22 protein-coding genes and 1 tRNA gene are annotated in these 25807 nt (G+C 65.3%); 4 read left to right on the top strand and 19 right to left on the bottom strand.

Annotation, left to right across the window (positions count from 1 at the left end):
* Nucleotides 1-103: 103 nt before the first annotated feature.
* Together VNM24_11650 and VNM24_11645 are read left to right on the top strand one after the other, a co-directional pair.
* Entirely contained in the window at nucleotides 104-1354 is a 1251-nt protein-coding gene (locus tag VNM24_11650) for an aspartate kinase (protein ID HWQ39241.1), read from the top strand.
* Nucleotides 1355-1568: 214 nt separating this feature from the next.
* Nucleotides 1569-1662 (top strand) — tRNA-Ser (locus tag VNM24_11645).
* A 185-nt stretch (nucleotides 1663-1847) separates the two neighbouring features.
* Here the strand turns inward: VNM24_11645 and VNM24_11640 are convergent.
* The 18 genes from VNM24_11640 to VNM24_11555 all read right to left on the bottom strand — a co-directional run bounded on the left by VNM24_11640 (nucleotide 1848) and on the right by VNM24_11555 (nucleotide 21287).
* Nucleotides 1848-3206 carry an MBL fold metallo-hydrolase gene (locus tag VNM24_11640; GenBank protein HWQ39240.1) on the bottom strand — a complete coding sequence of 453 codons (1359 nt, stop codon included), beginning with the start codon at nucleotides 3204-3206 and terminating at the stop codon, nucleotides 1848-1850.
* On the bottom strand, nucleotides 3203-3502 hold the full coding sequence (locus tag VNM24_11635) for a hypothetical protein (GenBank protein ID HWQ39239.1): 300 nt from the start codon (nucleotides 3500-3502) through the stop codon (nucleotides 3203-3205). The genes VNM24_11640 and VNM24_11635 overlap by 4 nt, the downstream gene beginning before the upstream one ends.
* On the bottom strand, nucleotides 3499-4023 hold the full coding sequence (locus tag VNM24_11630) for a FixH family protein (GenBank protein ID HWQ39238.1): 525 nt from the start codon (nucleotides 4021-4023) through the stop codon (nucleotides 3499-3501). The genes VNM24_11635 and VNM24_11630 overlap by 4 nt, the downstream gene beginning before the upstream one ends.
* A gap of 11 nt (nucleotides 4024-4034) precedes the next feature.
* On the bottom strand, nucleotides 4035-5459 hold the full coding sequence (gene ccoG, locus VNM24_11625) for a cytochrome c oxidase accessory protein CcoG (protein ID HWQ39237.1): 1425 nt from the start codon (nucleotides 5457-5459) through the stop codon (nucleotides 4035-4037).
* A gap of 65 nt (nucleotides 5460-5524) precedes the next feature.
* A complete protein-coding gene (locus VNM24_11620) occupies nucleotides 5525-6106 on the bottom strand; it encodes a cytochrome b (GenBank protein HWQ39236.1) in 582 nt (193 codons plus the stop codon).
* Entirely contained in the window at nucleotides 6096-7001 is a 906-nt protein-coding gene (ccoP, locus tag VNM24_11615) for a cytochrome-c oxidase, cbb3-type subunit III (protein HWQ39235.1), read from the bottom strand. Before ccoP ends, VNM24_11620 begins: the two co-directional genes overlap by 11 nt.
* Nucleotides 6998-7192, bottom strand: a complete 195-nt coding sequence (locus VNM24_11610; GenBank protein HWQ39234.1) for a cbb3-type cytochrome c oxidase subunit 3 — start codon at nucleotides 7190-7192, stop codon at nucleotides 6998-7000. The genes ccoP and VNM24_11610 overlap by 4 nt, the downstream gene beginning before the upstream one ends.
* Nucleotides 7193-7194: 2 nt before the next feature.
* Nucleotides 7195-7812: a cytochrome-c oxidase, cbb3-type subunit II gene (gene ccoO, locus VNM24_11605; protein ID HWQ39233.1), complete on the bottom strand. Its 618-nt coding sequence runs from the start codon at nucleotides 7810-7812 to the stop codon at nucleotides 7195-7197.
* Between the two features lie 103 nt (nucleotides 7813-7915).
* Complete coding sequence (gene ccoN / locus VNM24_11600; GenBank protein ID HWQ39232.1) at nucleotides 7916-9340, bottom strand: cytochrome-c oxidase, cbb3-type subunit I; 1425 nt, start codon at nucleotides 9338-9340, stop codon at nucleotides 7916-7918.
* 190 nt (nucleotides 9341-9530) lie between these two features.
* The gene (locus VNM24_11595; GenBank protein ID HWQ39231.1) at nucleotides 9531-9914 is read right to left on the bottom strand and encodes a SirB2 family protein; all 384 of its coding nucleotides are present in this window, start codon (nucleotides 9912-9914) and stop codon (nucleotides 9531-9533) included.
* A 184-nt stretch (nucleotides 9915-10098) separates the two neighbouring features.
* Nucleotides 10099-10575, bottom strand: coding sequence for a hypothetical protein (locus VNM24_11590; protein ID HWQ39230.1), 477 nt, complete (start codon nucleotides 10573-10575; stop codon nucleotides 10099-10101).
* Between the two features lie 99 nt (nucleotides 10576-10674).
* On the bottom strand, nucleotides 10675-11370 hold the full coding sequence (locus VNM24_11585; protein HWQ39229.1) for a peptidylprolyl isomerase: 696 nt from the start codon (nucleotides 11368-11370) through the stop codon (nucleotides 10675-10677).
* A complete protein-coding gene (gene narI / locus VNM24_11580; GenBank protein HWQ39228.1) occupies nucleotides 11367-12059 on the bottom strand; it encodes a respiratory nitrate reductase subunit gamma in 693 nt (230 codons plus the stop codon). Before narI ends, VNM24_11585 begins: the two co-directional genes overlap by 4 nt.
* Before the next feature lie 13 nt (nucleotides 12060-12072).
* The gene (gene narJ / locus VNM24_11575) at nucleotides 12073-12732 is read right to left on the bottom strand and encodes a nitrate reductase molybdenum cofactor assembly chaperone (protein HWQ39227.1); all 660 of its coding nucleotides are present in this window, start codon (nucleotides 12730-12732) and stop codon (nucleotides 12073-12075) included.
* Nucleotides 12733-12969: 237 nt separating this feature from the next.
* Nucleotides 12970-14493: a nitrate reductase subunit beta gene (narH, locus tag VNM24_11570; protein ID HWQ39226.1), complete on the bottom strand. Its 1524-nt coding sequence runs from the start codon at nucleotides 14491-14493 to the stop codon at nucleotides 12970-12972.
* 193 nt (nucleotides 14494-14686) lie between these two features.
* Nucleotides 14687-18430, bottom strand: coding sequence for a nitrate reductase subunit alpha (locus VNM24_11565; protein ID HWQ39225.1), 3744 nt, complete (start codon nucleotides 18428-18430; stop codon nucleotides 14687-14689).
* Between the two features lie 142 nt (nucleotides 18431-18572).
* On the bottom strand, nucleotides 18573-20000 hold the full coding sequence (locus VNM24_11560; protein HWQ39224.1) for a NarK family nitrate/nitrite MFS transporter: 1428 nt from the start codon (nucleotides 19998-20000) through the stop codon (nucleotides 18573-18575).
* A gap of 27 nt (nucleotides 20001-20027) precedes the next feature.
* On the bottom strand, nucleotides 20028-21287 hold the full coding sequence (locus tag VNM24_11555) for a nitrate/nitrite transporter (GenBank protein ID HWQ39223.1): 1260 nt from the start codon (nucleotides 21285-21287) through the stop codon (nucleotides 20028-20030).
* Nucleotides 21288-21468: 181 nt separating this feature from the next.
* On the opposite strand from VNM24_11555, the gene VNM24_11550 reads away from it, so the two are divergent.
* Together VNM24_11550 and VNM24_11545 are read left to right on the top strand one after the other, a co-directional pair.
* Nucleotides 21469-22704 (top strand): alginate export family protein, encoded by a 1236-nt coding sequence (locus tag VNM24_11550; protein HWQ39222.1) that lies wholly within the window; start codon nucleotides 21469-21471, stop codon nucleotides 22702-22704.
* Between the two features lie 209 nt (nucleotides 22705-22913).
* A complete protein-coding gene (locus VNM24_11545; protein HWQ39221.1) occupies nucleotides 22914-23165 on the top strand; it encodes a hypothetical protein in 252 nt (83 codons plus the stop codon).
* A 71-nt stretch (nucleotides 23166-23236) separates the two neighbouring features.
* Here VNM24_11545 and VNM24_11540 read toward each other — a convergent pair whose 3' ends face one another.
* On the bottom strand, nucleotides 23237-25789 hold the full coding sequence (locus tag VNM24_11540) for a cation-translocating P-type ATPase (GenBank protein ID HWQ39220.1): 2553 nt from the start codon (nucleotides 25787-25789) through the stop codon (nucleotides 23237-23239).
* Nucleotides 25790-25807 lie beyond the last annotated feature (18 nt).

The following is a 25807-nucleotide window of genomic DNA, read 5'->3' as shown; positions in this document are numbered from 1 at the left end:
CCCCTGTGGGCCATGCGTTTTCGCTTCGTGTCACCCCTCGGCGATTCTTCTACAATGGCGCCTTTTTTGGACCTCTGCCCCACCCGCTCAGCAACGGCCTGTTATGGCTTTGATCGTTCAGAAGTACGGCGGCACTTCGGTCGGGTCGACCGAACGGATCAAGAACGTCGCCCGGCGCGTCGCGAAATGGAAACACGCCGGCCATGACGTCGTGGTAGTCGTCTCCGCAATGGCCGGCGAAACCAACCGGCTGATCGCGCTGGCCAGGGAGATTCAGGCGCAGCCCGACCCGCGCGAGCTGGACGTCGTCGCAGCCACCGGCGAACAGGTGACGATCGGCCTCCTGGCGATGGCGCTGAAGGAACTCGGCCTGAAGGCACGCTCGTATACCGGCGGTCAGGTCCGCATCCTTACCGACAGCGCGTTCACCAAGGCGCGCATCATCAGGATCGACGAGGAAAGCATACGCCGCGACCTGCGCGACGGCGTGGTGGTGGTCGTAGCCGGTTTTCAGGGACAGGACGCGCAAGGCAATATCACGACGCTGGGGCGGGGAGGATCGGATACCTCGGGAGTCGCTCTGGCGGCTGCGCTGAAAGCCGACGAGTGCCAGATCTACACGGACGTCGACGGGGTGTACACGACCGACCCGCGCATCGTCCCGGAGGCGCGCCGGCTGAAGACGATCACGTTCGAGGAAATGCTGGAAATGGCAAGCCTCGGCTCCAAGGTCCTGCAGATCCGGTCGGTGGAGTTCGCCGGCAAGTACAAAGTGCGCCTGCGCGTGCTCTCCAGCCTGACGCCTCCGGACTTGCCGATCGACGAGGAGTCGCACTCGGGGACGCTGATCACTTTCGAGGAAGACACTGAAATGGAACAGGCGCTGGTTTCCGGAATTGCCTTCAACCGCGACGAAGCCAAGGTCACCGTCATCGGGGTGCCCGACCGGCCGGGAATCGCCTTCGCCATCCTCGACCCGATCGCCAGAGCCAACATCGAGGTGGACGTGATCGTGCAGAACGTGGCGACCGACAATCTGACCGACTTCTCCTTTACCGTGCATCGCAATGACCTCAGCCGCACGCTGGAGATCCTGAAGCAGGTCGCCAGGCTGATCGGCGCCAAGGAGGTGCGCGGCGACGCCGATATCTGCAAGGTCGGGCTGGTCGGCGTGGGGATGCGCTCCCACGTCGGCGTGGCGAGCCAGATGTTCAAGGCACTGGCCGACGAGGGCATCAACATCCAGATGATCTCGACCTCGGAGATCAAGATCACCGTTGTCATCGACGAGAAGTACATGGAGCTCGCCGTGCGCGTGCTGCACAAGGCCTTCGGACTGGACAAGGGCGATTGAGCGCAGGAGTCCGGTGACGACTTCTGGGAGCGAGAAGGGCAAGAGGCGGACCGCGGTGAAGCCGACCCCGGAATGCGCGGAAGCGCACGCGGAGACGAAACGCCCGAAGCACGGTGAAAACCGGTAGAATCCAGCCCGTATCGGTTCAGGCCGTCACGACGAGCACGACAGCCCGCTTTCGCAGCGAAGCGGCGCAGGAGGTGGCACAGCACACGGAGAGATGCCCGAGAGGCCGAAGGGGGCGCCCTGCTAAGGCGTTATACGGGCTTAAACCCGTATCGAGGGTTCGAATCCCTCTCTCTCCGCCAGAAAACGAAATGCCCCCTTGCGGGGCATTTCGTTTTCTGGCCACGAGCAAGAGAGCCATTCGCACCCCCTGGCAATCCCTCTCTCGAACGAGCGCAAAATGCCCTCTCGCGGGGCATTCGTTTTTCTGGTCACGAGCGAGGGCCTTGGTACCGTCCCATTTGGCCATAACGGCGGCTGCGGCCGCTCAATTCAGTTCCACGATCTCCTTGTAATCCGGCACCCGGCACGCCCAGCGCTTGCCTTCCTCGATCCGGTGCCGCAGGGTGTCCGCGGCGGTGGGTTCACCGTGGGTGATATAGGTCTGCCGGGGCGCCGATTCGAATCCGTCGAGCCAGTCCAGGATCTCCGCAGAATCCGCATGCGCGGAGAGATTGGAGATGGCCCTGACCTCGGCGCGCACCGGGACGTATTCGCCGTGGATCTTCACGCTGTGCGCACCGTTCAGCATCGCGGCACCGCGGGTGCCGGCAGCCTGGAACCCGACGAACAGGATCGTGTTTCTCGGGTCAGGTGCAAAAGACTTGAGGTGGTGCAGCACGCGCCCGCCGGTGGCCATTCCGCTGGCCGCGAGCACGATCATCGGCGCGGGGGCCGAGTTCAGGCGCTTCGACTCCTCCACCGTATTCACGACCGTTGCCACGCTGCACATCGCCTGACATTGTTCCGGCGTCAGGCGGTGGTCCGCCGGATGCTCGCGGAAAATGCGTGTGGCGTCCACCGCCATCGGGCTGTTGAGATACACCGGAACGTCGGGAATCGCCTGGGTCGTCTTCAGGTCGCGCAAGTAGTACATCAGCGACTGCGCGCGCCCGACCGCATAGACGGGAACGAGCACCACCCCGCCTCGACCGATCGTGCGGTTGATGATCTCTGCGAGGAGCACGCGCGGATCGGCGGGGTCGTGACGCCGGTCACCGTACGTGGACTCGACGATCAGGGTATCGGTCCTCGCGATGCGCGCCGGCGGGGGCATCAGCGGGTCGTTCGGTCGCCCGAGGTCTCCGGTGAACAACACCTTCAGATCCCGGTAGCGCAGCTCGGCCATCGCAGCGCCGACGATGTGGCCCGAGCGATGCAGCCGCAACGCCACTCCGCCGCCCAGGTCGACGTCCTTGTCGAAACCGATCGAAACCAGTTGCGGGAGGCAGCGTCTCGCATCCTCCTGTGTGTAGAGCGGCAACGCCGGCGAGTGCTTGGAGAACCCGCGCCGGTTGGCGTACTCGGCCTCTTCCTCCTGGAGATAACCTGCATCGGGCAGCAGGATTTCGCACAGGTCTCTCGTGGCGCTGCTGCACAAGACCTTGCCGCGAAATCCGTTCTTCGCGAACAGCGGCAGATAGCCGCTGTGATCGATGTGCGCGTGGGTCAGGACGACGGCATCCACCGTGCGCGGCTCCACGGGCAGGCGCTCCCAGTTGCGCAGCCGCAGTTGCTTCAGACCCTGGAACAGTCCGCAGTCCACCAGGATTCTGCGGCGCCCCGCCGTCAGCAGGTACTTCGACCCAGTGACTGTTCCGGTAGCACCGAGGAATTGCAGCTTCAGCAAGTGCCCGCGTCTTCTCGCTTCGGGCAGCCCGCCGGACGCTCCCCGGGCTGCAGCGGGCACCGGTTGATCTCCGTGGCGCTCCTTTGCAGCAGACACGTGAAGGCGCTGGAGGCCGCGCACACCGCCCAGAAGACGAAGAAGCCCACCGAATAGACTGCGGTGCGGCTCCAGCCGATCGGCGCGCCGAACAGCAGCAGCTCCATGGGATCGAACAGCGTGAAGAACACGCCCTCGACCACGCCGGCCACTACGAAGGAAGGCCAAAGAATCCACACCAGCGTCCGCGACTTCATCTTCCCCTCTGTTGCACCCTTTCGCCGATGCTGGACAGGACCAGCGCCGGCTCGTCGCCGGCCCAGACCCCGCTCAGGCGCCACGTGCGGTCCGGGTCTTCGAGCTGTACCAGCCAGCGCCCGGAGCGAAACGCGGGCAGCGCCGCTTCGTACATGCGCGGCGCCACGCGCTCCAGCACGACCTCCCTGTCATTGCCCGAGCGCGTGGGATGCACGAAGCGCAGCCTGAGCCGGCCGGGCAGCGAACCATCGCCTTCGAGGAGCACCCGCGCCCTGCGCTCGCTGAACAGCACCTGCGCGCGCAGCCGCAGGGCCGCCGCACGCTGCTCGCGCTCCAGCCTCTGGTTGATGGCCAGGCCCTGCCTGTAGTAGTCCTCCGCGACCAGGCCGTCCTGGTGCGCGAGGGCGATCAGCAAGGTCGCGACGCCCGCCACGACCGCGGTCGCCGGCGCCGCCAGCAGCGCCCATGGCCAGGGCTCTCGATACCAGGGGCGGCCGGGCTGCGGTCTCGGGAGTGTCATGTCGCGCATCCTCAGGGCACCACGAACGCCGCTTTCTCTTCGATCACGATATTCTCCGCGGGATCGGCTTCGGTCGCGACGGTGAAGACCACCGTGTTCGAGCCTGGACCTACATGCGCCCGGTCAACCGACAGCCGCACCGCCACCAGACGCTGAGTGGCCGGGCCGATGTCGATCGGTTGCCGCTCCGATTCCAGACGCAGACCCTCCAGTCCGGACACCGTGATCCGGACCGAGCGTGGCGTTTCCGACGCATTCATGATCTGCAGGCGGTAGACGTTCTCGACGACCGGATCGTCCGGCCGCGCCGTCGTGACGCGGTCGCGGATGACATCGACCTTGATCGGTGTGCGGTGAACGAGACTGAAGGCGGCCAGACCGATGATGACCCACAGCACCGCGGTGTAGATCAGCACGCGGGGGCGAAAGACGCGCCGCAGCATCTGGGCCACGGAATAGCGGTTCCTGAGCCCGCTCTCCGTGGCATAGCGGATCAGTCCGCGCGGATACCCCATCTTGTCCATGACCTGATCGCAGCCGTCGATGCAGGCGGCGCAGCCGATGCACTCGTACTGCAGGCCGTCGCGGATGTCGATTCCGGTGGGACAGACCTGCACGCAGATTCCACAGTCCACGCAGTCGCCAAGGCCCTTGGCCTTGTAGTCGACGTTGCGGGCGCGCGCGCCACGCGGCTCTCCGCGGCTGCGATCGTAGGAAATGATCAACGTATCGTTGTCGAACATCACGCTCTGGAAACGGGCGTACGGGCACATGTACTTGCAGACCTGCTCGCGCATCCAGCCCGCGTTGCCGTAGGTCGCGAATCCGTAGAACGCAATCCAGAACGTTTCCCACGGCCCGGTCGCGAATCCGAGCACTTCGTCCCGGAGCGTCGTGATCGGCGTGAAGTAGCCCACGAAGGTGAATCCGGTCCACAGGGCAACCGCGATCCAGGCGCCGTGCTTCGCCGCCTTGAGCCCGATCTTGCGGGGCGAGAGCGGCGAGCGATCGAGCTTCATGCGCTGCAGGCGATCGCCCTCGATCGCCCGCTCGATCCACATGAAGATCTCCGTATACACCGTCTGCGGGCAGGCATAGCCGCACCATAGCCGCCCCGCCACCGCGGTAAACAGAAACAACGAATAGGCCGAGATGATGAGCAGGACGGCGAGATAGATCACGTCCTGCGGCCAGAACACCAGCCCGAAGATGTAGAACTTGCGGTTGACGAGATCGAACAGCACCGCCTGCCTGCCGTTCCATTCCAGCCACGGCAGGCCGTAGAACACGAGCTGGGTGGCCCACACGAAGAACCAGCGCCAGGCCGCGAACTTGCCGGTCACCGCCCGCGGATAGATCTTGCGGCGGATCTCGTAGAGCACCTGCTCGACCGGCTGGGTCGCGGACGCCAGACGGGGCCTGGGAGAAGCGTCCATCAGCAAGCGTCCGAAGCGCCGCGAGCGGGCCGTCGACCGTCGCGGTGGTTCGAAAGAACCATCGGCTACGGCAACATGCGGCGCAGCGTGTTGTCGCGCAGCACGTAATGATGGAACAGCGCGGCCGCCGCGTGCAGGCCGATCAGAAAGTAGCCCACCTTTCCGAATGCCTCGTGGACTTCCTCCGCCCAATGCGCCAAGGACTCGTTCTCTCCGGCAAGCGGCGGCAACTCGAACCCGAAAAGGGGAACGGGTTTTCCTTCCGCGCTGAGCACCAGCCACCCCAGAAGCGGCATGGCGATCATGAACACGTAGAGCAAAAAATGCACGACCGCGGAGGCCAGCACCTGCCAGCGTGGCGGCGGCGGTTCGATTCCTGGAATCGGCCCTAGAAAATGCAGCACCAGGCGAACCCAGACCAGCGCGAATACCGAAAGCCCGAGCATGTAATGCCAGGTCTTCAGCGCCTCCCGGGGCTCGCTGCCCTTGGGAAACGCTTCGCGCAGCTCGATGCAGACGTAGACCGCGACGATCAACAGCAGCATCAGCCAGTGCAGGGCGATCGACAGGCGCCCGTAATGCTCGCCGCGTTGCCCGCCGGCACCGCCGGGATCGAGTCGCTTCGCCGGCGCTGCGCTACCGGACATTGGAAAGGCTCCAGACGTACGCGGCGAGGATGTGGGTTCTGGCCTCGCCGAGAAATTCGCCCCATGCCGGCATGACGTTGTGCCGCCCCTTGCTCACGGTCTCGATGATGCTCGACTCGCCGCGCCCGTGCAGCCACACCTCGTCGGTGAGATCCGGTGCACCCAGTGCCGGGTTGCCCTTGCCTTCGGGGCCGTGGCAGGCGGTGCAGTTCGCCTCGAAAAGCGGCTTGCCGCGTACGGCGCGCAAGCCGTCATGCGTTTTGCCGGACAACGACAGCACGTAGTGCGCCACGTCCTTCACCCCCTCGTCGCCCAGCGCCGCGCCGAACGGCGGCATGATCCCCTGGCGCCCGGCCGTGATGCTGGCCTTGATCGCCTGCGGATCCCCGCCCCAGAGCCAGTCGCGATCGGCGAGATTGGGGAATCCGCGGCTGCCTCGCCCGTCGGAGGCGTGGCATTGCGAGCAGTAGTTGACGAACAGCCGTTGTCCCATCTCGCGGGCCTGCGCATCGGCGGCGACTTCCTTCAGATCCATGGCGGCGTACCTGGCGTACAGCGGGCCGAAACGCTCCTCGGCGCGCGCGATCTCGGTCTCGTACTGTCCGGTGGAGCTCCACTTGAGCACTCCGTTGAACACGCCGAGCCCGGGAAAGAACACGATGTAGGCCATCCCGAAGAACAGCGTGATGTAGAACAGCCAGCGCCACCAGTTCGGCAGCGGGTTGTTGTACTCCTCTAGGTCTTCGTCCCAGACATGGCCCATGACGCCGGCCTTTTCTCCGGGCGCGAGCTTGCGCGTGGACAGCGCCCTCAACAGCACCGCGCACGCCACGATGCTGAGCACCGTGATGATCGCGACGTACCAGCCCCAGAAGTCGTGGGTGAAATCGTTCATCTCGGGCTCCCGCGGTCCGGCGTTGTTTCCGGCGAAGGGCTGCCGGCGTCGATCTCGTCGCGCAAGGGCGCATGCGCCGCGGCCTCGAATGCGGAGCTGCGCCTGGCGCTGTACGCCCAGAGGACGATCGCGACGAAAGTGGCGAAGGCGATCACCGTCACCGTGGAGCGCAGGATGGTCAACAGTTCCATGACTACCTCGTCTTGATCGTCGTTCCGAGCACCTGCAGATAGGCCACCAGCGCGTCGAGCTCGGTCTTGCCTTTGGTTTGGCCTTCCGCGCCGGCGATCTGCTCGTCGGTGTAGGGCACGCCGATCGCGCGCAGCGCTCTCATCTTGGCTGCGGTCCGGCCGCCGTCGAGCCGGGCGGAAGCCAGCCAGGGATAACCCGGCATGTTCGATTCCGGCACCACGCTGCGCGGGTTGACCATGTGCAGGCGATGCCATTCGTCGCTGTAGCGCCCCCCGACCCGCGCCAGGTCCGGCCCCGTGCGCTTGCTGCCCCACAGGAACGGATGGTCGTAGACGAACTCGCCGGCCACCGAATAGTGGCCGTAGCGCTCGGTCTCGGCACGCATCGGCCGGATCATCTGCGAGTGGCAGTTGTTGCAACCCTCGCGGATATAGATGTCGCGCCCTTCGAGCTGCAGCGCGCTATAGGGTTGCAACCCGGCCACCGGCTCCGTAGTCGAGCGCTGAAAGAACAGCGGCACGATCTCGACCAGTCCGCCGACCGCCACCACCAGCACCACCAACACGATCAGCAGCGTGTTGCTTTGCTCGATCTTCGAGTGAAGTGTCTGCTCAGCCATCGCTATTCGTCCTGTTCACCACCAAGACACAGTTTCGTTCCGGGCGCGCTGGGCGCTCCTGGTGTGTTTGGGCCTTGCTGGCGAGATTCTCCTTCTTGCGTTGTCAATGCGCCGCGGCGGGTGCCGGGATCATCGCCTCGACCGGCTTCGCGCCCACCACCGTCTTCCACACGTTGTAGGCCATGATCAGCATTCCCGAGAGAAACAGCAGTCCTCCGAGCAGGCGGATCGCGTAGAACGGGTAGCTGGCCTTGACGCTCTCCACGAAGGTATAGGTCAAGGTGCCGTCCGGGTTGACCGCGCGCCACATCAGGCCCTGCATCACGCCCGCGATCCACATGGCGGCGATGTAGAGCACCACGCCGATCGTGGCGATCCAGAAGTGCGTGGTGATCAGCGGCACGCTGTACATCTGCGTGCGCCCGAACAGCCGCGGGATCAGGTAGTAGAGGCTGCCGACCGAAATGAAGGCCACCCAGCCCAGCGCGCCCGAGTGCACGTGGCCGACCGTCCAGTCCGTGTAATGCGACAGCGAGTTGACCGTCTTGATCGACATCATCGGTCCCTCGAAGGTCGACATGCCGTAGAAGGACAGCGACACGATCAGGAACTTCAGGATCGGATCGGTGCGCAGTTTGTGCCACGCGCCCGAGAGCGTCATGATCCCGTTGATCATGCCACCCCAGGAGGGCGCCAGCAGGATCAGCGAGAAGATCATCCCGAGCGACTGGGTCCAGTCGGGCAGCGCGGTGTAGTGCAGGTGATGCGGCCCGGCCCACATGTAAGTGAAGATCAGCGCCCAGAAGTGCACCACCGACAGGCGGTAGCTGTAGATCGGGCGCTGCGCCTGCTTGGGGACGAAGTAGTACATCATCCCGAGGAAGCCCGCGGTCAGGAAGAAACCCACCGCGTTGTGCCCGTACCACCACTGCACCATGGCGTCCTGGACACCGGCGTACACGTAATAGGATTTCCACAGCGACACCGGAACCTGGGCGCTGTTGACCAGGTGCAGCAGCGCCACCGTCAGGATGAAGGCGCCGAAGAACCAGTTCGCCACGTAAATGTGCGCGACCTTGCGCCGGGCCAGCGTGCCGAAGAACACCACCGCATAGGCTACCCACACGAGCGTGATCAGGATGTCGATCGGCCACTCCAGCTCCGCGTACTCGTGGGAGGTCGTGATACCGGCGGGCAGGGTGAGCGCCGCCAGCACGATGACCGCCTGCCAGCCCCAGAAGGTGAAGGCCGCCAGTTGGTCGGAGAACAGCCGCACGTGACAGGTGCGCTGGACCACATAGTAAGAAGTGGCGAAAAGGGCGCAGCCGCCAAAGGCGAAGATGACGGCGTTGGTGTGCAGCGGCCGCAGCCGGCCATAGGAGAGCCACGGAATCCCGTAGGTCAGGTCCGGAAACATGAGCTGGGCGGCGATCAGCACCCCGACCGCCATCCCGACCACGCCCCAGACGACGGTCATGATCGCGAATTGCCGGACTACCTTGTAGTTGTAGGTGGCCTGTTCCGCCATGAGCGCTCCCGATTCCCGAAGTCGACCGCGCGGCGCCCTCGCGCCCGCCGGTGAGTCGGTCGGAATGCTACCGGCCGAGGGCGGAAAGCCGTTGACCTAGATCAAAACCGGATGCGCGCGCAGGCTGGAAAGCGCTGGAGATTGCGCGCGGCGTGAGGCGGATGCGGCGGCCCCCGGCGCGGCCGCGCGGCTAGAAACCGAGCGAGGGTGAGCGGGTGAGTGCCACCCCGACGATGTAGGCGAACATCGAGACGGCCGCGACAAAGGCCGCAGCACGCACCCACGGCGTGCGCCCGCGCCTGAGCGCGATGCTGCCCAGCACGATGTAGGCGACGAGCGCCAGGACCTTCGCGGTGAGCCAGGGCTGTGCGAACGGATACTGGCCGGTGAGCCAGATCAGCCCGAGCGCTGCGGCGAGCAGCACGCTGTCGACGACGTGCGGCACGACCCGCACCCACCGGCGCTGCAGCAGGGACGGGGAAGCCAGCATCCAGGCCCCGCGCAGCAGGAACAGGCTGGCGCTCGCGACGACCGCGCCAACGTGCACATACTTGAGCGACCAGTAAAGGGTCATGAACCTATCTCAAAATCCCCGGCGGCCGCGGCGGGGTTGCCTGGGGATGCAGCGCGAGGCGCGGGCAGCGAGACCATTGGCCAGAGCCAAGGACCCGAGCTGCAACGAAGCGATGCGCCCCAGGCGATCCCGCCCCGAAGGGTTGCGACGATAAGCGGCCGTCGGGGATTTTGAGATAGGTTCATCACATCCACAACCATCCATGGCTGCCCGCTGCCGCGCCGGCCACGGTCACGAGGCTCAGCACGAGCAGCAACCAATGCAGGCGCTCGACCATTCTGAACGTCGGCTCCAGGTCGCGCCGGGCACGCGTCAGGAACCACTCGTGCAGCCACAACGGTTCGATCACGAACAGCATGACTGTGAATATCGCCCACACGGCGACCATCGCGTGCATCCACCAGAAGGACACTTGCGCGAACCGTTCCCAGGCATCCAGCCGGTAAACGAGATAGAACCCGGAGATACCGGTGACCAGAGTGGTCCACCTCGCCTGCCGGGCGAAGCCCGACTCGATGCGCTCGAAGAAGGCGACGCGTTGCTGCGGATCCACTCTTGCGCGCAAGGCGGGCAGCAGGACGAGCGTCACGAATGCAACGCCGCCGATCCACATCACCACGCCGAGCACGTGCAGGGCGCGGGCCAGCAGGAAGTCACTCATGGGTGCAAGCCGTGAACTGCGGGCCATCAGAGTGCGGACCGGGATATTGCGGATGCTCTTCCCCGGTCCGCCTCATCGCAGTCCGCTGTTTCTCCCGCCTCACTGCACCAACGGCGTAGCCACAGCCCGCAAATCGACGCCGACCACTTCCGCCTGCCCGGCCAGCACCGCGACGTACTGTTCGAGCGCCTTGGCGCGTACGCTTTGCTGCAGGCGCTGCGCGATCCGCCCGCACACCGCCTCGAACGGCACGAGCCGCCCGGGAACGTGCCCGTCGACCGCGACGATGTGAAAGCCGTAGCGGGTGTTCACGAGGCGCGGAAGAATGCCGGTGGTGGCCTGTGCAAACACCGCCTGCTCGAATTCCGGCACCGATTCGCCCCTGGAGATCTGGCCGAGCGCACCGCCCAGTTGCCCGCTGGGGCAGTTGGAAAGTTCTTTCGCGCGGGTCTCGAACAGTTCCGGGTGCGCACGCAGTTCGAGCAGCGTTTCCTCCGCTTTCCGGCGCAGCGCAGCCACCGGCACCCCGGCCGTGACCGCGAACAGGATGTGACGCGCGAACACCAGTTCGCCCGCGATGAATTCCGTGCGGTGCGCCTCGTAGTAGCGGCGGCATTCCTCTTCCGTCGGCTCGGGTGTTCGCACCTCCTGATCGAGCAGGCGCTCGATGGCCTCCTCGACCGCCGCCTCCGGTGCATCGAGAGCGAGAAGCCCCACGGCGACCGCGCGTTGCCGGAGCAGCTCGCGCACCGCGCCAAGCCGGTCTGCGACCTCGGTGCCGTTGACGCTGATCACCGCTGCCTCACGATCTGGTAGGGCCGGAACAAATAGAAGACCGTGGCGAAACCGCTCCAGATGTGGACCAGGCGGGTGAACGGGAAGATCAGAAAGATCGTCAATCCGAGCACCAGGTGCGCCTTGAAGATCCAGGACGCGCCCGCCACCAGATCGGCCGCACCGCCCCTGAACGTCACGATGCGCTGGGCCCACTCCATGAACTTGATCATCTCGGAGCCGTCCAGGTGTTGCAGCGAGATGGTGATGCTGAACAGGCCGAGCAGCAGCTGGGCGAGAAACAGCGCAAGCACCACGATATCCATGGCCTTGCTGGTCGACCGGATGCGCGCATCGAACAGCCGGCGATGCAGCAGCAGAAGCAGTCCCGCCAGGCACAGCGCGCCGAAGATCCCGCCGGCGACGATGGCCAGCCACTGCTTCGCCGTGGCGGACACCCCGATCGCGTGCCAGACCGAGACCGGCGTCAGCAGTCCGACCAGGTGTCCGAAGAAGATCCCCAGGATGCCGACGTGAAACAGGTTGGAACCCCAGCGCAGCTGGCCGGCCCTGAGCAGCTGCGAAGAGTCGCTCTTCCAGGTGTATTGCTCGCGGTCGAAACGGATCAGGCTGCCCACGAAGAAGACGACCAGCGCGACGTAGGGATAGATGCCGAACAGAAACTGGTTCAGGTAATCGGCGTATTGCATGCGGATACTCCCGTCAGGGCGTTCTCTTGACGAACTTCACCACCTGCGCAGCGGGCCGTGCATCGCCGGCGCCGAGTCCGAACAGCACCGGCTTGTCGATCCACTCCTCGTCGAGCGCTCGGCGCTCCTCTTCAGGACTCCGGCACGGCTCGGGTACGCGGCTCAAGCCTTCCTCCCCAGCCACCGAGAGCAGCGCACCGAACACCGCGCTGTAGCGCGACTCACGGCCGGCCAGGGCATCACCCACCGCGCGCAGGATGTGGGCGCAGTCCCGCAGCATGTCGCGCACTTCGGCGAGAGGACGCAGCGACAGATACTCGAGCACCGCCGGCAGGTAGTCCGGCAGCTCGTTCGCGGACAGGCGCAGACCGGCGCGCTCGTACATCGCCCTCAGATCCACCATCGCCTGTCCGCGGCTGCGCGAATCGCCATGCACATGCTCGAACAGATGCAAAGAGGTCGCGCGTCCGCGGTCGAACAGTTCGACATAGCGCTCCTGCGCATCGAGCAGTTCGGCGCCGCGCAATTCGGCGATCAGGCCGGCGAGCTGCGCCTTGTCCTGGCGCGACAGCGCCTTCTCCGCCTCCAGCACCGCGCCGATCTCCGGCAACGCCTCGATCAGCTCGGGTTGCGGATACATCAACAGCGCCCCCAGCGCCTTGAGGCTAATCATTCGGCAGTCCTTTCGCCACCGAGACACGGAGAACCTCGAGAGCGAAACGCGTAGGCACGAAGACACGAAGAGACGCGCAGGAAGATAGATTCTTCATCGCATCGAGCCAACCCCGAATACGACCGTGTTGCCGGAACCTCCAACAAGCGGAGGTTTCCCACCAACCCGGTTCACTTCGTGTCTTCGTGTCTTCGTTTCACTCATCATCCCTGTGTCCTTCCCCGGGTCCTGCGTCGTTCAAGCCTGGGCCTTGATGGGTATGGTCTTGCGGCGCTTGCCGCCGAACAGGCTGGTTTCGCTCGCGCCTGGAGAACAGCCGTTGCCGAAGGAGAACCCGCAGCCGCCGCGCAGCTCGAAAGCGTCTTCGGCATACTCGCGGTGCGTGGTCGGGATCACGAAGCGGTCCTCGTAGTTGGCGATGGCCATGTAGCGGTACATCTCCTCGACCTGCCCGACCGTCAGGCCGACCTGCTCGAGGACGGCGTGGTTTTCGCGCTTCTCGACGTGCCGGTCGCGCATGTAAGCGCGCATGGCGAGCATCCGCTCCAGCGCCCGGGCGACCGGTGCCTCGTCCCCGGCGCTGAGCAGGTTCGCCAGATATCTGAGCGGGATGCGCAGGCTGCGTACATCCGGCAGCTCGCCGAAAGTCCCGACCTGGCCCGCGTTCGCCGCCGCCTGGATGGGAGACAGCGGCGGCACATACCACACCATCGGCAGCGTGCGGTACTCGGGATGCAGGGGAAGCGCGACTTGCCATTGCACCGCCATCTTGTAGGTCGGCGACCGCCTGGCCGCCTCCAGCCACGCTTCGGGCACGCCGTCGCGCCGTGCCTGCTCCAGCACCGATGCGTCGTTGGGGTCGAGGAAGATGTCCAGTTGCGCCTGGTAGAGCGACTTTGGATCTTCCACGCCGGCCGCGTGCGCGATGCGGTCGGCGTCGTAGAGCAGCACGCCCAGATAGCGGATGCGCCCCACGCAGGTCTCCGAGCACACGGTGGGCTGTCCGGCCTCGATGCGCGGATAACAGAAGATGCACTTCTCCGCCTTGCCGGTGGCCCAGTTGTAATAGATCTTCTTGTACGGACAGCCCGAGACGCACATGCGCCAGCCGCGACACTTGTCCTGGTCGATGAGGACGATGCCGTCTTCCTCGCGCTTGTAGATCGAGCCCGAAGGACAGGACGCCACGCAGGTGGGGTTCAGGCAGTGCTCGCACAGGCGCGGCAGATACATCATGAAGGTGTTCTCGAACTGCCCGTAGATCTCCTTCTCCACGTCCTCGAAGTTGACGTCCTTCGAGCGCTTGACGAACTCGCCTCCGAGGATCTCTTCCCAGTTCGGCCCCCACTCGATCTTCTGCATGCGCTCCCCCGTGATCAGCGAGCGCGGGCGCGCCACCGGTGCCGCCCGCATCTCGGGCGCGGTGTGCAGGTGCTCGTAATCGAAGGTGAACGGCTCGTAGTAATCGTCGATCTGCGGCAGGCTGGGGTTGGCGAAGATCTTCATGAGCAGCGTCCACTTGCCGCCCTGTTTCGGCTCGATCCTGCCCGAGCCCTTGCGGACCCAGCCACCGTTCCATCTGTCCTGGTTCTCCCATTCCTTCGGGTAGCCGATTCCGGGTTTGGTCTCCACGTTGTTGAACCAGGCGTATTCCATGCCTGCGCGGTTGGTCCATACGTTCTTGCAGGTGACCGAACAGGTGTGGCAGCCGATGCACTTGTCCAGGTTCAGCACCATCGCGATCTGCGCGCGTACTTTCATCGCTTCGCTCCTGATTCAAGCGCCCGCTGCGGAGGGCGCAGCGGACGCGGAGGAAAGACTACATCCCACCCCAGGCAACATTCGGCGAGCGCATCGAATCAAGCCTTGGCGGCTCAAACCGGCGGCACCCTCCTTCTGCAGGATTCCAGTATTCATGGTTTCCTCGGCGTCCTCCGCGGTGAGCGCTTCGTCTTCAGGCCCGCGCCAGCGGCGCGGGCGAGTCGAGCCATTCGACCTTGTTCATCTTGCGCACGATCACGAACTCGTCGCGGTTGGTACCGATGGTCCCGTAGTAGTTGAAGCCGTAGGAAAGCTGCGCGTAGCCGCCGATCATGTGCGTGGGCTTCATTACGGTGCGGGTGACCGAGTTGTGGATTCCGCCGCGTGCCCCGGTGATCTCGGAACCGGGCACGTTCACGATCTTCTCCTGCGCGTGGTACATGAGGCACATCCCCTGCGCCACGCGCTGGCTCACGACCGCGCGCGCGGTGATCGCGCCGTTGACGTTGTAAAGCTCGATCCAGTCGTTGTCCTCGATGCCGGCTTCTCTTGCATCGACTTCCGAAATCCAGACGATGGGGCCGCCGCGCGAGAGCGTGAGCATGAGCAGGTTGTCTGTATAGGTACTGTGGATGCCCCATTTCTGGTGCGGCGTGATGAAGTTCAGCACCACCTCCCGGTTGCCGTTCGGTGTCTTGCCGAGCATCGGTCGGACCGTCTTCAAGTCGACCGGCGGCCGGTAGACGCACAATCCCTCGCCGAAACCCAGCATCCACGGATGGTCCTGGTAGAACTGCTGGCGGCCGGTGAGCGTGCGCCACGGGATCAGCTCGTTGACGTTGGTCCAGCCGGAGTTGTAGCTCACGTGCTCCGACTCGATGCCGCTCCAGGTAGGACTGGAGATGATCTTGCGCGGCTGCGCCTGCAGGTCGCGGAAGCGCAGCTTCTCGTCCTGCTTGCTTTTCGCCAGATGCGCATGCTCGCGCCCGGTGACGCGCGAGAGCGCTTCCCACGCCTTCACGGCGACCTCTCCGTTGGTTTCCGGCGCGAGCATCAGGATGACTTCCGCCGCGTCGATGTCGGACTCGATGCGCGGCAGACCCTTGGTGACCCCCTCCTCGGTGACCGGATAGTTCAGCTCCAGCAGGTTCTTCACCTCCTGTTCGGTGTTCCAGACGATGCCTTTGCCGCCGTTGCCGATCTTGCTCATCAGCGGCCCCAGTGCGGTGAACTTGCGGTAGGTGTTCGGATAATCGCGCTCGATGACGGTCATCTGCGGTGCGGTTCGGCCCGGGATCAGGTCGCATTCGCCCTTCTTCCAGTCCTTGACCCCGACGGCCTGGGCCAGCTCGGCCGGGGTGTCGTGCATCAGAGGGGTCAGCACCAGGTCCTTTTCCACCCCGAGATGCCCGATGCAGACCTCGGAGAACTTCTTGGCGATCGCCTTGTAGATCTCCCAGTCGCTGCGCGACTCCCACACCGGGTCCACCGCCGCGGACAGCGGATGGATGAACGGGTGCATGTCGGAGGTGTTGAGGTCGTTCTTCTCGTACCAGGTTGCGGTGGGCAGCACCACGTCCGAATACAGGCAGGTGGTGGACATGCGGAAATCCAGCGTCACCAGCAGATCGAGCTTGCCTTCCGGTGCCGGGTCGCGCCATTCGACTTCGAGCGGCTTCTCGCCGCCCATCTCGCCCAGATCCTTGCCCTGCACGCCGTGCGCGGTGCCCAGCAGGTGCTTCAAGAAATACTCGTGCCCCTTGCCCGACGATCCGAGCAGGTTGGAGCGCCAGACGAACAGATTGCGCGGGAAGTTCGCCGGGTTGTCCGGGTCCTCGCAGGACAACGCGAGCCGGCCCTCGCGCAGCGCCTTGACCGCGTAGTCCTTCGGGTCCGAGCCGACCGCCGCCGCGTCCCGGCACACCTGGAGCGGGTTCGCCTGCAGTTGCGGCGCGCTGGGCAGCCAGCCCATGCGCTCGGCGCGCACGTTGAAGTCGATGAAACTGCCCGCGAACTGCGACGGGTCGGCGAGCGGCGAGAGGATTTCGCTGACCTTGAGCTTCTCGTAGCGCCACTGGTCGGTGTGGGCGTAGAAGAAAGAGGTCGAGTTCTGCTGGCGCGGCGGGCGATGCCAATCGAGCGCGAAAGCGATGGCGGTCCAGCCGGTCTGCGGCCGCAGTTTCTCCTGGCCGACGTAGTGGGCCCAGCCGCCGCCGGACACACCGACGCAGCCGCACAGCATCAGCATGTTGATGATGCTGCGGTAGTTCATATCGCTGTGGTACCAGTGATTCATGGCCGCGCCGATGATGACCATCGACTTGCCGTGCGTCTTGTCGGCGTTGTCGGCGAACTGCCGCGCCACCGTGATCGCGTCGGCCGCCTTGACTCCGGTGATCGCTTCCTGCCACTTCGGGGTATAGGGGACGTTGTCCTCGTACGAGCGGGCCGCGCGGCCGCCCAGCCCGCGATCGATGCCGTAGTTGGCGACCAGCAGATCGAAGACGCTCGCCACCAGCGTCTCGCCGTCAGCGAGCTGCAGTTTCTTCACCGGGACGTTGCGCACCAGCACGTCGGTGCCCTGATCGTTGTGGTTGAACCGCTCGTGGGTGATGCCGCCGAAATAAGGGAACCCGACGGGAACGACGGCGTCGCGCGAATCGATCAACGACAACCGCAGCCGGATCGGCGCGCCGCCGGCTTCCTTCTCTTCGAGGTTCCACTTGCCCAGGTCCTCGCCGGGCTTCTGGTTCCAGCGGAAACCGACCGAGCCGTGCGGGACCACCACGCGACCCGAGTGCTCGTCGAACCCCACGGTCTTCCACTCCGGATTGTTGGCCTGGCCCAGCCGGTCGGCGAAATCCGAGGCGCGCAGGAAGCGCTCGGCCACGTAGTGCTCGCCGCGCTTGACGAGCCGAACGAGCAGCGGCAGATCGGTATAGCGCCGGCAGTAGTCCTGGAAATACGCCGAAGGCCGTTCGAGGTGGAACTCCTTGAGAATCACGTGGCCCATCGCCATCGCCAGCGCCGCATCGGTCCCCTGCTTCGGATGCAGCCACAGATCGGCGAGTTTCGACACCTCGGCGTAGTCCGGCGTCACGGCCACGATCTTGGCGCCCTTGTAGCGCACCTCGGTGAAAAAGTGCGCATCCGGCGTGCGAGTCTGGGGAACGTTGGAACCCCAGGCCACGATGAACGTGGAGTTGTACCAGTCGGCGGATTCGGGCACGTCGGTCTGCTCGCCCCAGGTCTGCGGAGAGGACGGCGGCAGGTCGCAGTACCAGTCGTAGAAGCTCATGCACACCCCGCCGATCAGCGACAGATAGCGGCTGCCGGCCGCGTACGAAACCATCGACATCGCGGGAATCGGCGAAAAGCCGATCACGCGGTCAGGGCCGTGCTTCTTGATGGTATAGACGTTGGCGGCGGCGATGAGCTCGGTAGCCTCCTCCCAGGTCGAGCGTACGAAACCGCCCAAACCCCTCACCGATTTGTAGCTTTTCGCGCGCTCGGGATTCTCGACGATCGAAGCCCAGGCCTGCACGGGGCCCATGGACTTGCGCGCTTCGCGCCACAGCCGCACCAGCCGGCCGCGAATCATCGGGTATTTGATGCGGTTGGCGCTGTACAGATACCAAGAATACGACGCGCCACGCGAGCAGCCGCGCGGCTCGTGGTTGGGCAGATCGGCGCGCGTGCGCGGATAGTCGGTCTGCTGCGTCTCCCAGGTGACGATTCCCCCCTTGACATAGATCTTCCACGAACACGACCCGGTGCAGTTGGTGCCATGGGTCGAGCGCACGATCTTGTCGTGCGCCCAGCGGCTGCGGTAGCCGTCCTCCCAGGTGCGGTCTTCCCGTCTCACCTCCCCGTGCCCGTCGGCGAACTCCTGCCGTTCCTGGGTGAAGAAAGTCAGCCGGTCGAGGAAATGACTCATATCAGACTCCAGTGAACAGTAATGGGTGAGGAGCGCCGAGGCACGCGGCGAATGGCGATGGACGGGCGAGGCGCAACCGCGCCGTGCAAAGCGTCTTGCATGAACCGGGGGCCGCTCATCGCTTTCTCGCTCATCACGGCTGTCAGCAGGGCATCTCCGCGTTCTTGCGCGCGTAGAACCACCAGGTGATCGCGATACAGGTCAGATAGAAGATGATGAACACGTACAGCGCCGCTTCCGGCCCGCCGGTGAGCGAGATCGAAGTCCCGTAACTCTTCGGGATGAAGAAACCGCCATAGGCGCCGATGGCGCCGGCGAAGCCGAGCACGGCCGCGCCCTCCTTGTTTCCGTCCTTGATCGCCTGCTCCTCGGCCGCCTTGCCTTTGCCCGCCGCCTCGCGCGTGCGCTCGGTCAGGAAGATGACCGGAATCATCCGGAAGGTCGAACCGTTGCCGATCCCGGTGGTGAGGAAAAGGAGCAGAAACATACCCAGAAAGCCCGGGAAGCTGCCGCCCGTGGGGCCGGAGGGCAGAAAGTATAGGACGCCGACCACCGCCCCGGCCATGACCACGAAGTTCCAGAATGTAACGCGCGCCCCGCCCAACTTGTCCGCCAGCCACCCGCCGAACGGGCGGATGACCGCGCCGACCAGCGGGCCGAGCCAGGCATATTGCAGGGCGTTGACCTGAGGAAACTGGCTCTTGATGAGCAGTGGAAATCCCGCGGCGTAACCGATGAAGGAACCGAAGGTCCCGATGTAGAGCCAGCACATGATCCAGTTGTGCTTGCGGCGGAAGATCACTGACTGCTCGCGGAAGGAAGCCCGGGCATCGGCGATGTCGTTCATGCCGACCCAGGCCAGAATCGCGGCGATCGCGATGAACGGCACCCACACGAAGGCCGCGTTCTGCATCCACACCTGCACGGTCTGTCCCGCGCTGTTGACGATGGTCTGCGGCGAGCCCTGGAAAAACAGCCAGATCGGCATCGTCACCACCAGGGGTGTGAGGAACTGGACCGAGGACACGCCGAGGTTTCCCAGCCCCGCGTTCACGCCCAGCGCAGAACCTTTGCGCTCCTTGGGGAAGAAGAAGCTGATGTTGGCCATGCTGGAGGAGAAGTTGCCGCCGCCGAGCCCGCACAGCAGCGCCAGGATCAGCATGGTGGCGTAGCTCGTGGTGTTGTCCTGGATCGCGATGCCGATGCCGATCGTGGGGATCAGCAGCGAAGCCGTGGAGATCGCCGTCCAGCGCCGGCCGCCAAAGATCGGCACCATGAAGGAATAGAAGATGCGCAGCGTGGCCCCAGAAAGGGCCGGCGCCGCGGCGAGCCAGAACAACTGGTTGGTGCTGTACTGGAATCCCAGCGCGGGCAGATTCACCGCTACCACGCTCCAGAGCTGCCACACCGCGAAGGCGAGAAACAACGCCGGCACCGAAATCCACAAGTTGATCCGTGCGATGGCTTCGCCCTCGCGCTCCCAGAACGCCTTGTCCTCGGGTGTCCAGATCGTCAGCAGCCTGCCCTTCTTGCCGCTGGCGGCGACAGCCCTGCCGGTATCTGCGCTCATGCGTGCCTCCTTGTCCGCGAAACGGTCTCAGCTTTTCAGAGAAAGCCCATGCGCGCGCGGCCCGATGATCTCGGTGCGCCTGACTTCGGTGAAATACATCCAGATGAGCGACACCCAGACCACACCGTACATCAACATGAAACAGCTCGACCGGATGCCGGTCAGGTCCACCAGAGCGCCGAACAGGATCGGCAGCAGGAAGCCGCCGAGACCCCCAGCCAGGCCGACCACGCCGGAGATCGCCCCGATGTTGTGAGAATAATCGTCAGAGATGTACTTGAAAACCGACGCCTTGCCGAAGGCCCATGCCACGCCGACGATCGCCATCAGCGCGGTGAACACGTAGACGTTCAGTCCGATGTGAAAGCTCTTCGGCCCTTCGACGGTCATGATCGTGAAGTCGGTCTGCGGGTAGGACAGCAGAAACAGGCAGATCCAGCTCACCCACAGGACCCACCACGTGACCTGGTGGGCGCCGTACTTGTCCGCCAGCCAGCCGCCGACCGCCCGCAGCACGCCGCCGGGCAGCGAGAAGCAGGCGGCCAGCAGGGCGGCGAGGCGGATATCCAGTCCATACTCGCCCACGTAGTACTGGACCATCCACAGCGAAAGCGCGACATAGCCGCCAAACACGATGGAGTAGTACTGGCAGTATTTCCAGACCTTCGGGTCCTTCATTACCTCGAGCTGCTCGCGCCAGGTGACCTTGCTGTCGACCCGGTGGGCCGGGTCGTCGTAGGAGAAGAACCAGAACACGGCCGCCGTAACCAGCATCGACACCGCATACACCTGGGGCACGACGGTCCAGCCGTAGGCCACCAGCAGCGCCGGCGCGATGAACTTGTTGACCGCCGCCCCGGAGTTGCCCGCGCCGAACACGCCCATCGCCAGGCCCTGGCGCTCGCGCCTGAACCAGCGCGCGACGTAAGGCGTACCCACCGAGAACGATCCGCCCGCCAGCCCGACGAACAAACCGAGGACCAGCAGTTGCCAGTATTGCGTCGCGTAACTGATCAGCCAGATCGGGACGACGGTCGCCAGCATCAGTGCGAAAAACACGATGCGCCCCCCGTACTTGTCGGTCCACATCCCGAGCGGCACGCGCACCAGCGATCCGGTCAGCACCGGAGTCGCGGTCAGGATGCCGAACTGCGTGGCGTTCAGACCCAGGGATTGCCTGATCGGCACACCGATCACCCCGAACATCATCCAGACCATGAAGCACACGGTGAAAGCCAGCGTGCTCGCCGCCAGCACCGAAATTGACTTGCGCGACTCGTTGGGCATTCCTTCCCCTTTGTGTTGAGTTGCTGCCGCGATGCATCGCCTGGCTCGCCGGGCGGCATCTCGCGAAGCGCGGGCAAGCTTACCGGCTCGCATCGCGGTCGGCTTGATTCAGGTCAAGTCCCGGTCCGCGCGATGCCGCCACCATCGTGTTCGAGTCCAGAAGAAGCGGGAGAATCCAGCCATGCGTTCAGCATCAAGAGTGGCGATCGGTATCTTGTCCCTGGCCTTGTCCGTGCTCGCGAACGCGCAGGACGCCGGGAGCCTGAGCGAAGCGCTGACCGGCGGAAAGCCCATCCTGAACCTGCGCCCGCGGCTCGAAATCGTGGACCAGGACGGGCGTCCGGAGAACGGTCATGCGCTCACGCTGAGGACCCTCGCCGGTTGGCGCACCGGTCCGTGGAGGGGCTTCGGTGCCACCCTGGAGGCGATCGACGTGGGCCGGGCCAACGACAGCTACAACGACGGCCTGAACGGCAAGAACCAGTACCCGGTCATCGCCGATCCCGACAACACCGACGTCAACCAGCTCTACGTCGATTACACGGGTGCGCCGGCCACTGTGGTGCGTGCAGGCAGGCAATCGATCAAGCTGGACAATGTGCGCTTCGTCGGCAACGTCGAGTTCCGCCAGGTCATGCAGGTATTCAACGGCATCACCGCCGAGAACAGGAGCCTGCCCCGTACCCGCGTGTATCTGGGTTATCTCGGCCGGCTCAAGACGGTGAACACGCGGCAGCACAAGACCGACACCGTGCTCGCCAACCTGCGCTATGCGCTGTCGGAGACCGAATCGGTGGCGGGTTTCGGCTACTTCCAGGACCAGGCGGACGCGATCGCGCGCGCCGCATTTTCCGGCGCCGCACCCACCGATACCTCGAACCGTATCCTCGGCGCGCGCCTGGACGGCGCGCGCCCGCTGCGTGCGCCGTGGAAGCTGCTCTACACGCTCGAATACGCCGACCAGGCCGGCTACGCCGACGGCGACGGGCGCATCGACGCACATTACCTGCGCATCGGGGCGGGAGCCCAATGGAACCAGGTCTATGCGCGCATCGATCGCGAGCTGCTGGCCAGCGACGACGGTCGCTACGCGTTCCAGACGCCGCTGGGAACCAACCACCTTTTCCAGGGTTGGGCGGACCAGTTCCTGACCACGCCGCCGCAAGGCATCGACGATCTCTTCTTCAGCGCCGGCGCAAAGGCGGGGAAGGCGCAGTTGCTCGCCGAGTATCACCGGTTCGACTCCGATGTCGGCGGACTGGACTTCGGCAGCGAGTTCGATTTCAGCGTGGCCTATCCGCTGCGGGCGAAGCTCCTCGGCAAGTTCGAATACGCCGACTACCAGGCCGGAGACGTGGCCGCCGGATCGCCGCGCGACATCCGCAAGATCTGGCTCACGCTGATCTACAACTACTGACTTGACGCGGGACGGCTTGGCGGCCCCGCACGGCGCCTCGACCGTGCCAACGGTTGCGCTTCCCGGAGTGGCCAGATCGATCGGGCAGGCGCAAAATTAGCGCTTGAGTTTCAGAACCGGCCAGGGTGGGCTACAGACCCGCAAGGGACACAGGCAATCCCGAGGGAGGAGCTGGTCTCCGATTGACGACGCTGAAAGGAGTTTCAGCCATGAAACGCACCATTCCCCTCGCGGTGCTTTTGTCGACCGCGGCGCTGTTGGCTGCCGCGCGCAGCTGGGCACAGGCGGCGGTAGAGGAGCCTCCCGTCACCGCCGTGGCGCCGCCCGCGGCCGAGGCACCGCTCAAGGGCAAACCGGCTTCCAAGCGCAGAAGGCTGGAGCGGGCCAATGCGGATGCGCGGCACTGCCTCGATCTGCCCTCCAACCGCGAGATCATCAAATGTGCGGAGCGCTATCTCTGAAGCGTCCGCGACGTCGTGCGCTGGCTGATCCGTAACGGCTGAGGGGCCTGGGCGCCGCAGCCATGCGTCATTCAGCCTTTGCGGCCCTTCGCAGCCCGCGCCGCGAACGGCGGTCTGGCCGCGAGCTTGGCAAGCTCGGACCACAGCACGCCCGCCGAGGCCGCCAGCAGCGCGAACAGGACATCTTGCCCGGCGAGCGGCTCGAAGCGGAATACCCGTTGCAGCGGCGGCAGATAAATGGCCGCCACGAGCCCGCCGAGCGCACCTCCCACGACCCACCACAGCGCCCGATTCGGCATGCGCAACGTGGCCAGTATCGAGCGCGTCTGCGAACGATTGGAAAGAATCAGCCCGGCGTTGCCCAGCACCAGACCGGCGAAGGCCATGGCCCGCGCCCGCGGCTCGCTGAACCCGTGGTCGAGCACCAGGAAATACAGCAGCGCGACACCTGCGAAGACGGCCAGCCCCTGCGCCACTGCGGAAGCCAACAACGGCGCACCGAACAGCGGCTCTTTCGGGTCGCGTGGCGGGCGCTTCATGGCGCCGGGGTGAGACGGCTCGGCCTCGAAGGCGATCGAACATGCCGGGTCGATCACGAATTCGAGAAAGACGATATGAACCGGCGCGAACACCAGGGGCCAGCCGAACAGCAGCGGCAACAACGCCATGCCGGCGGTGGGAACGTGGACCGCCAGCAGGTAGGCCATCGCATGCCGAATGTTGTCGAAGATGCGGCGCCCGAGCCGGACAGCCTCGACGATCGACTTGAAGTCGTCGTCGAGCAGGACCAGCGAGGCGGATTCGCGCGCCACGTCGGTGCCGCGCATGCCCATCGCCACGCCGATGTGCGCCGCCTTCAGCGCCGGAGCATCGTTCACCCCGTCCCCGGTCATCGCCACGATTTCGCCGTTCGCCTTGAGCGCGTTGACCAGCAGCAGCTTCTGCTCCGGCTGCACGCGCGCGAAGACGTTCGCCTCGGACACCGTGGCGCGCAGATCGGCCGGGCTCATGGCGGCCAGGCGGTCTCCGGTCACCACACCGGCGGGGGACTGCAGTCCGATCTCGTCCGCGATCGCCTGCGCGGTCCCGGGATAGTCGCCGGTGATCATGATCACCCGCACGCCAGCGTCGCGGCATTCGCGCAACGCGCCCGGCACGGTGGAGCGGACCGGATCGGCGAGGGCGACCAGCCCGAGGTAGTGGAAATCGAAACCGGTCGGCTTGTCCGGGAAGTCCTGTCCCTCGAACCGGGCCTGCGCGACAGCGAGCACGCGCCGGCCCTTGGAGGCGAGCTTCTGCGTCAGGCGCAGAATCTTCGCGCTCCGTTCATGATCGGCGCGGCACAGCTTCGCGATGGCTTCCGGGGCCCCCTTCGCCGCCACCAGCGTGTCGGTGTCGCTGTCGCGCCGCCAGCAGTGGGTGACGGCGAGCAACTCGCGCGTCAGATCGTACTCGCGCACCAGTCTCCAGCTCGCGCGGATGTCCGCGGTGGCCGCATCGTGCTCCTCGGCGAAGCGCACGATCGCGCGCTCCATCGGATCGAACGGCTTGAGCTCGCAGGCGAGTGCCGCGCCGCGCACCAGCGTCAGCAGCCTGGCATGGACCGGACCGCGCGAGGCGTCCCAGTGATATCCATGGTCGACCAGCTCGGCGACCGCCATGCGGTTCTCGGTCAGCGTGCCGGTCTTGTCGACGCACAGCACGGTGGCCGATCCCAGCGTCTCGATCGCCGGCATGCGCCGGGTCAGCACGCGCCTCTGGGAGATGCGCCATGCGCCGAGCGCGAGAAACACCGTCAGGACGACCGGAAACTCCTCGGGCAACACCGCCATTGCCAGCGTGATGCCGGCGAGCAAGCCGTCCAGCCATCCGCCGCGCAACTGCGCGTAGAGCACCACCACGGCCAGGCACAGCGCCAGACCGAACGCGGCGAACACCCGCACGATGCGTTCGGTCTGCATCTGCAACGGCGTGTCCTGCACTTCCAGGGACTGCAGAGACTTTCCGATCCGGCCGATCCGCGTCTGGGCACCGGTCGCCAGCACGCGCGCGAGCCCTTGGCCGCGCACCACCAGCGAACCTGAAAACACGAACGGCAGGCCTTCCCCGCCCGGCTCGCCCATCTTCGCAATCTCGGCGCTCGCCGCGCGCTTGTCCACCGGAAGGGATTCGCCCGTGAGCAGCGACTCGTCGCAGGCGAGTTCATTGGCCTCCAGCAGTACTGCGTCGGCCGGCACGCGGTCACCCTCGGCGAGCATGAGCAGATCGCCGGGCACGACTTCGCGGCCCGCGATGCGCCGCTCGCGCCCGTCGCGAATCACCAGCGCGCGCGGGCTGGACAGATCGCGCAGAGCCTCCAGCGCGCGCTCGGTCTTGCGCTCCTGGTAGATGGTGATCCCCATGACCACGAACACCGAGACCATCAGGATCAGCGCTTCGTGCACGTCTCCGATGGCGAGATAGAGCGCCCCGCCCGCCACGAGCAACAGGAACATCGGTTCGCGCACGACTTCCAGGGCAATGCGCGCGACGTTGCGCCGGCTGCGGCCGGGCAGTTCGTTGGGCCCGTGCTGCGCCAGGCGCCTGCGCGCCTCGTGCTCGGTCAGGCCGATGGGTGTCTGCAAGCCGCGAGGTTCCACGTC

The sequence above is a fragment of the Burkholderiales bacterium genome, from assembly GCA_035560005.1.
In the GTDB taxonomy this organism is placed as follows: Bacteria; Pseudomonadota; Gammaproteobacteria; order Burkholderiales; family Eutrophovitaceae; genus DASRFY01.
The sequence above is the reverse complement of the archived record's forward strand: the minus strand, read 5'-3'. Positions and strand labels throughout refer to the sequence as shown.

Coding starts and splice junctions, on each gene's coding strand:
- VNM24_11650 (HWQ39241.1), top strand. CDS start 104: ATGGCTTTGATCGTTCAGAAGTACGGCGGCACTTCGGTCGGGTCGACC.
- ccoO (HWQ39233.1), bottom strand. CDS start 7,812: ATGGCTGAGCAGACACTTCACTCGAAGATCGAGCAAAGCAACACGCTG.
- ccoG (HWQ39237.1), bottom strand. CDS start 5,459: ATGGACGCTTCTCCCAGGCCCCGTCTGGCGTCCGCGACCCAGCCGGTC.
- VNM24_11565 (HWQ39225.1), bottom strand. CDS start 18,430: ATGAGTCATTTCCTCGACCGGCTGACTTTCTTCACCCAGGAACGGCAG.
- narH (HWQ39226.1), bottom strand. CDS start 14,493: ATGAAAGTACGCGCGCAGATCGCGATGGTGCTGAACCTGGACAAGTGC.
- VNM24_11635 (HWQ39239.1), bottom strand. CDS start 3,502: ATGAAGTCGCGGACGCTGGTGTGGATTCTTTGGCCTTCCTTCGTAGTG.
- VNM24_11630 (HWQ39238.1), bottom strand. CDS start 4,023: ATGACACTCCCGAGACCGCAGCCCGGCCGCCCCTGGTATCGAGAGCCC.
- ccoN (HWQ39232.1), bottom strand. CDS start 9,340: ATGGCGGAACAGGCCACCTACAACTACAAGGTAGTCCGGCAATTCGCG.
- narI (HWQ39228.1), bottom strand. CDS start 12,059: ATGCAATACGCCGATTACCTGAACCAGTTTCTGTTCGGCATCTATCCC.
- VNM24_11550 (HWQ39222.1), top strand. CDS start 21,469: ATGCGTTCAGCATCAAGAGTGGCGATCGGTATCTTGTCCCTGGCCTTG.
- VNM24_11545 (HWQ39221.1), top strand. CDS start 22,914: ATGAAACGCACCATTCCCCTCGCGGTGCTTTTGTCGACCGCGGCGCTG.
- VNM24_11555 (HWQ39223.1), bottom strand. CDS start 21,287: ATGCCCAACGAGTCGCGCAAGTCAATTTCGGTGCTGGCGGCGAGCACG.
- VNM24_11595 (HWQ39231.1), bottom strand. CDS start 9,914: ATGACCCTTTACTGGTCGCTCAAGTATGTGCACGTTGGCGCGGTCGTC.
- VNM24_11610 (HWQ39234.1), bottom strand. CDS start 7,192: ATGGAACTGTTGACCATCCTGCGCTCCACGGTGACGGTGATCGCCTTC.
- narJ (HWQ39227.1), bottom strand. CDS start 12,732: ATGATTAGCCTCAAGGCGCTGGGGGCGCTGTTGATGTATCCGCAACCC.
- VNM24_11620 (HWQ39236.1), bottom strand. CDS start 6,106: ATGTCCGGTAGCGCAGCGCCGGCGAAGCGACTCGATCCCGGCGGTGCC.
- VNM24_11590 (HWQ39230.1), bottom strand. CDS start 10,575: ATGAGTGACTTCCTGCTGGCCCGCGCCCTGCACGTGCTCGGCGTGGTG.
- ccoP (HWQ39235.1), bottom strand. CDS start 7,001: ATGAACGATTTCACCCACGACTTCTGGGGCTGGTACGTCGCGATCATC.
- VNM24_11560 (HWQ39224.1), bottom strand. CDS start 20,000: ATGAGCGCAGATACCGGCAGGGCTGTCGCCGCCAGCGGCAAGAAGGGC.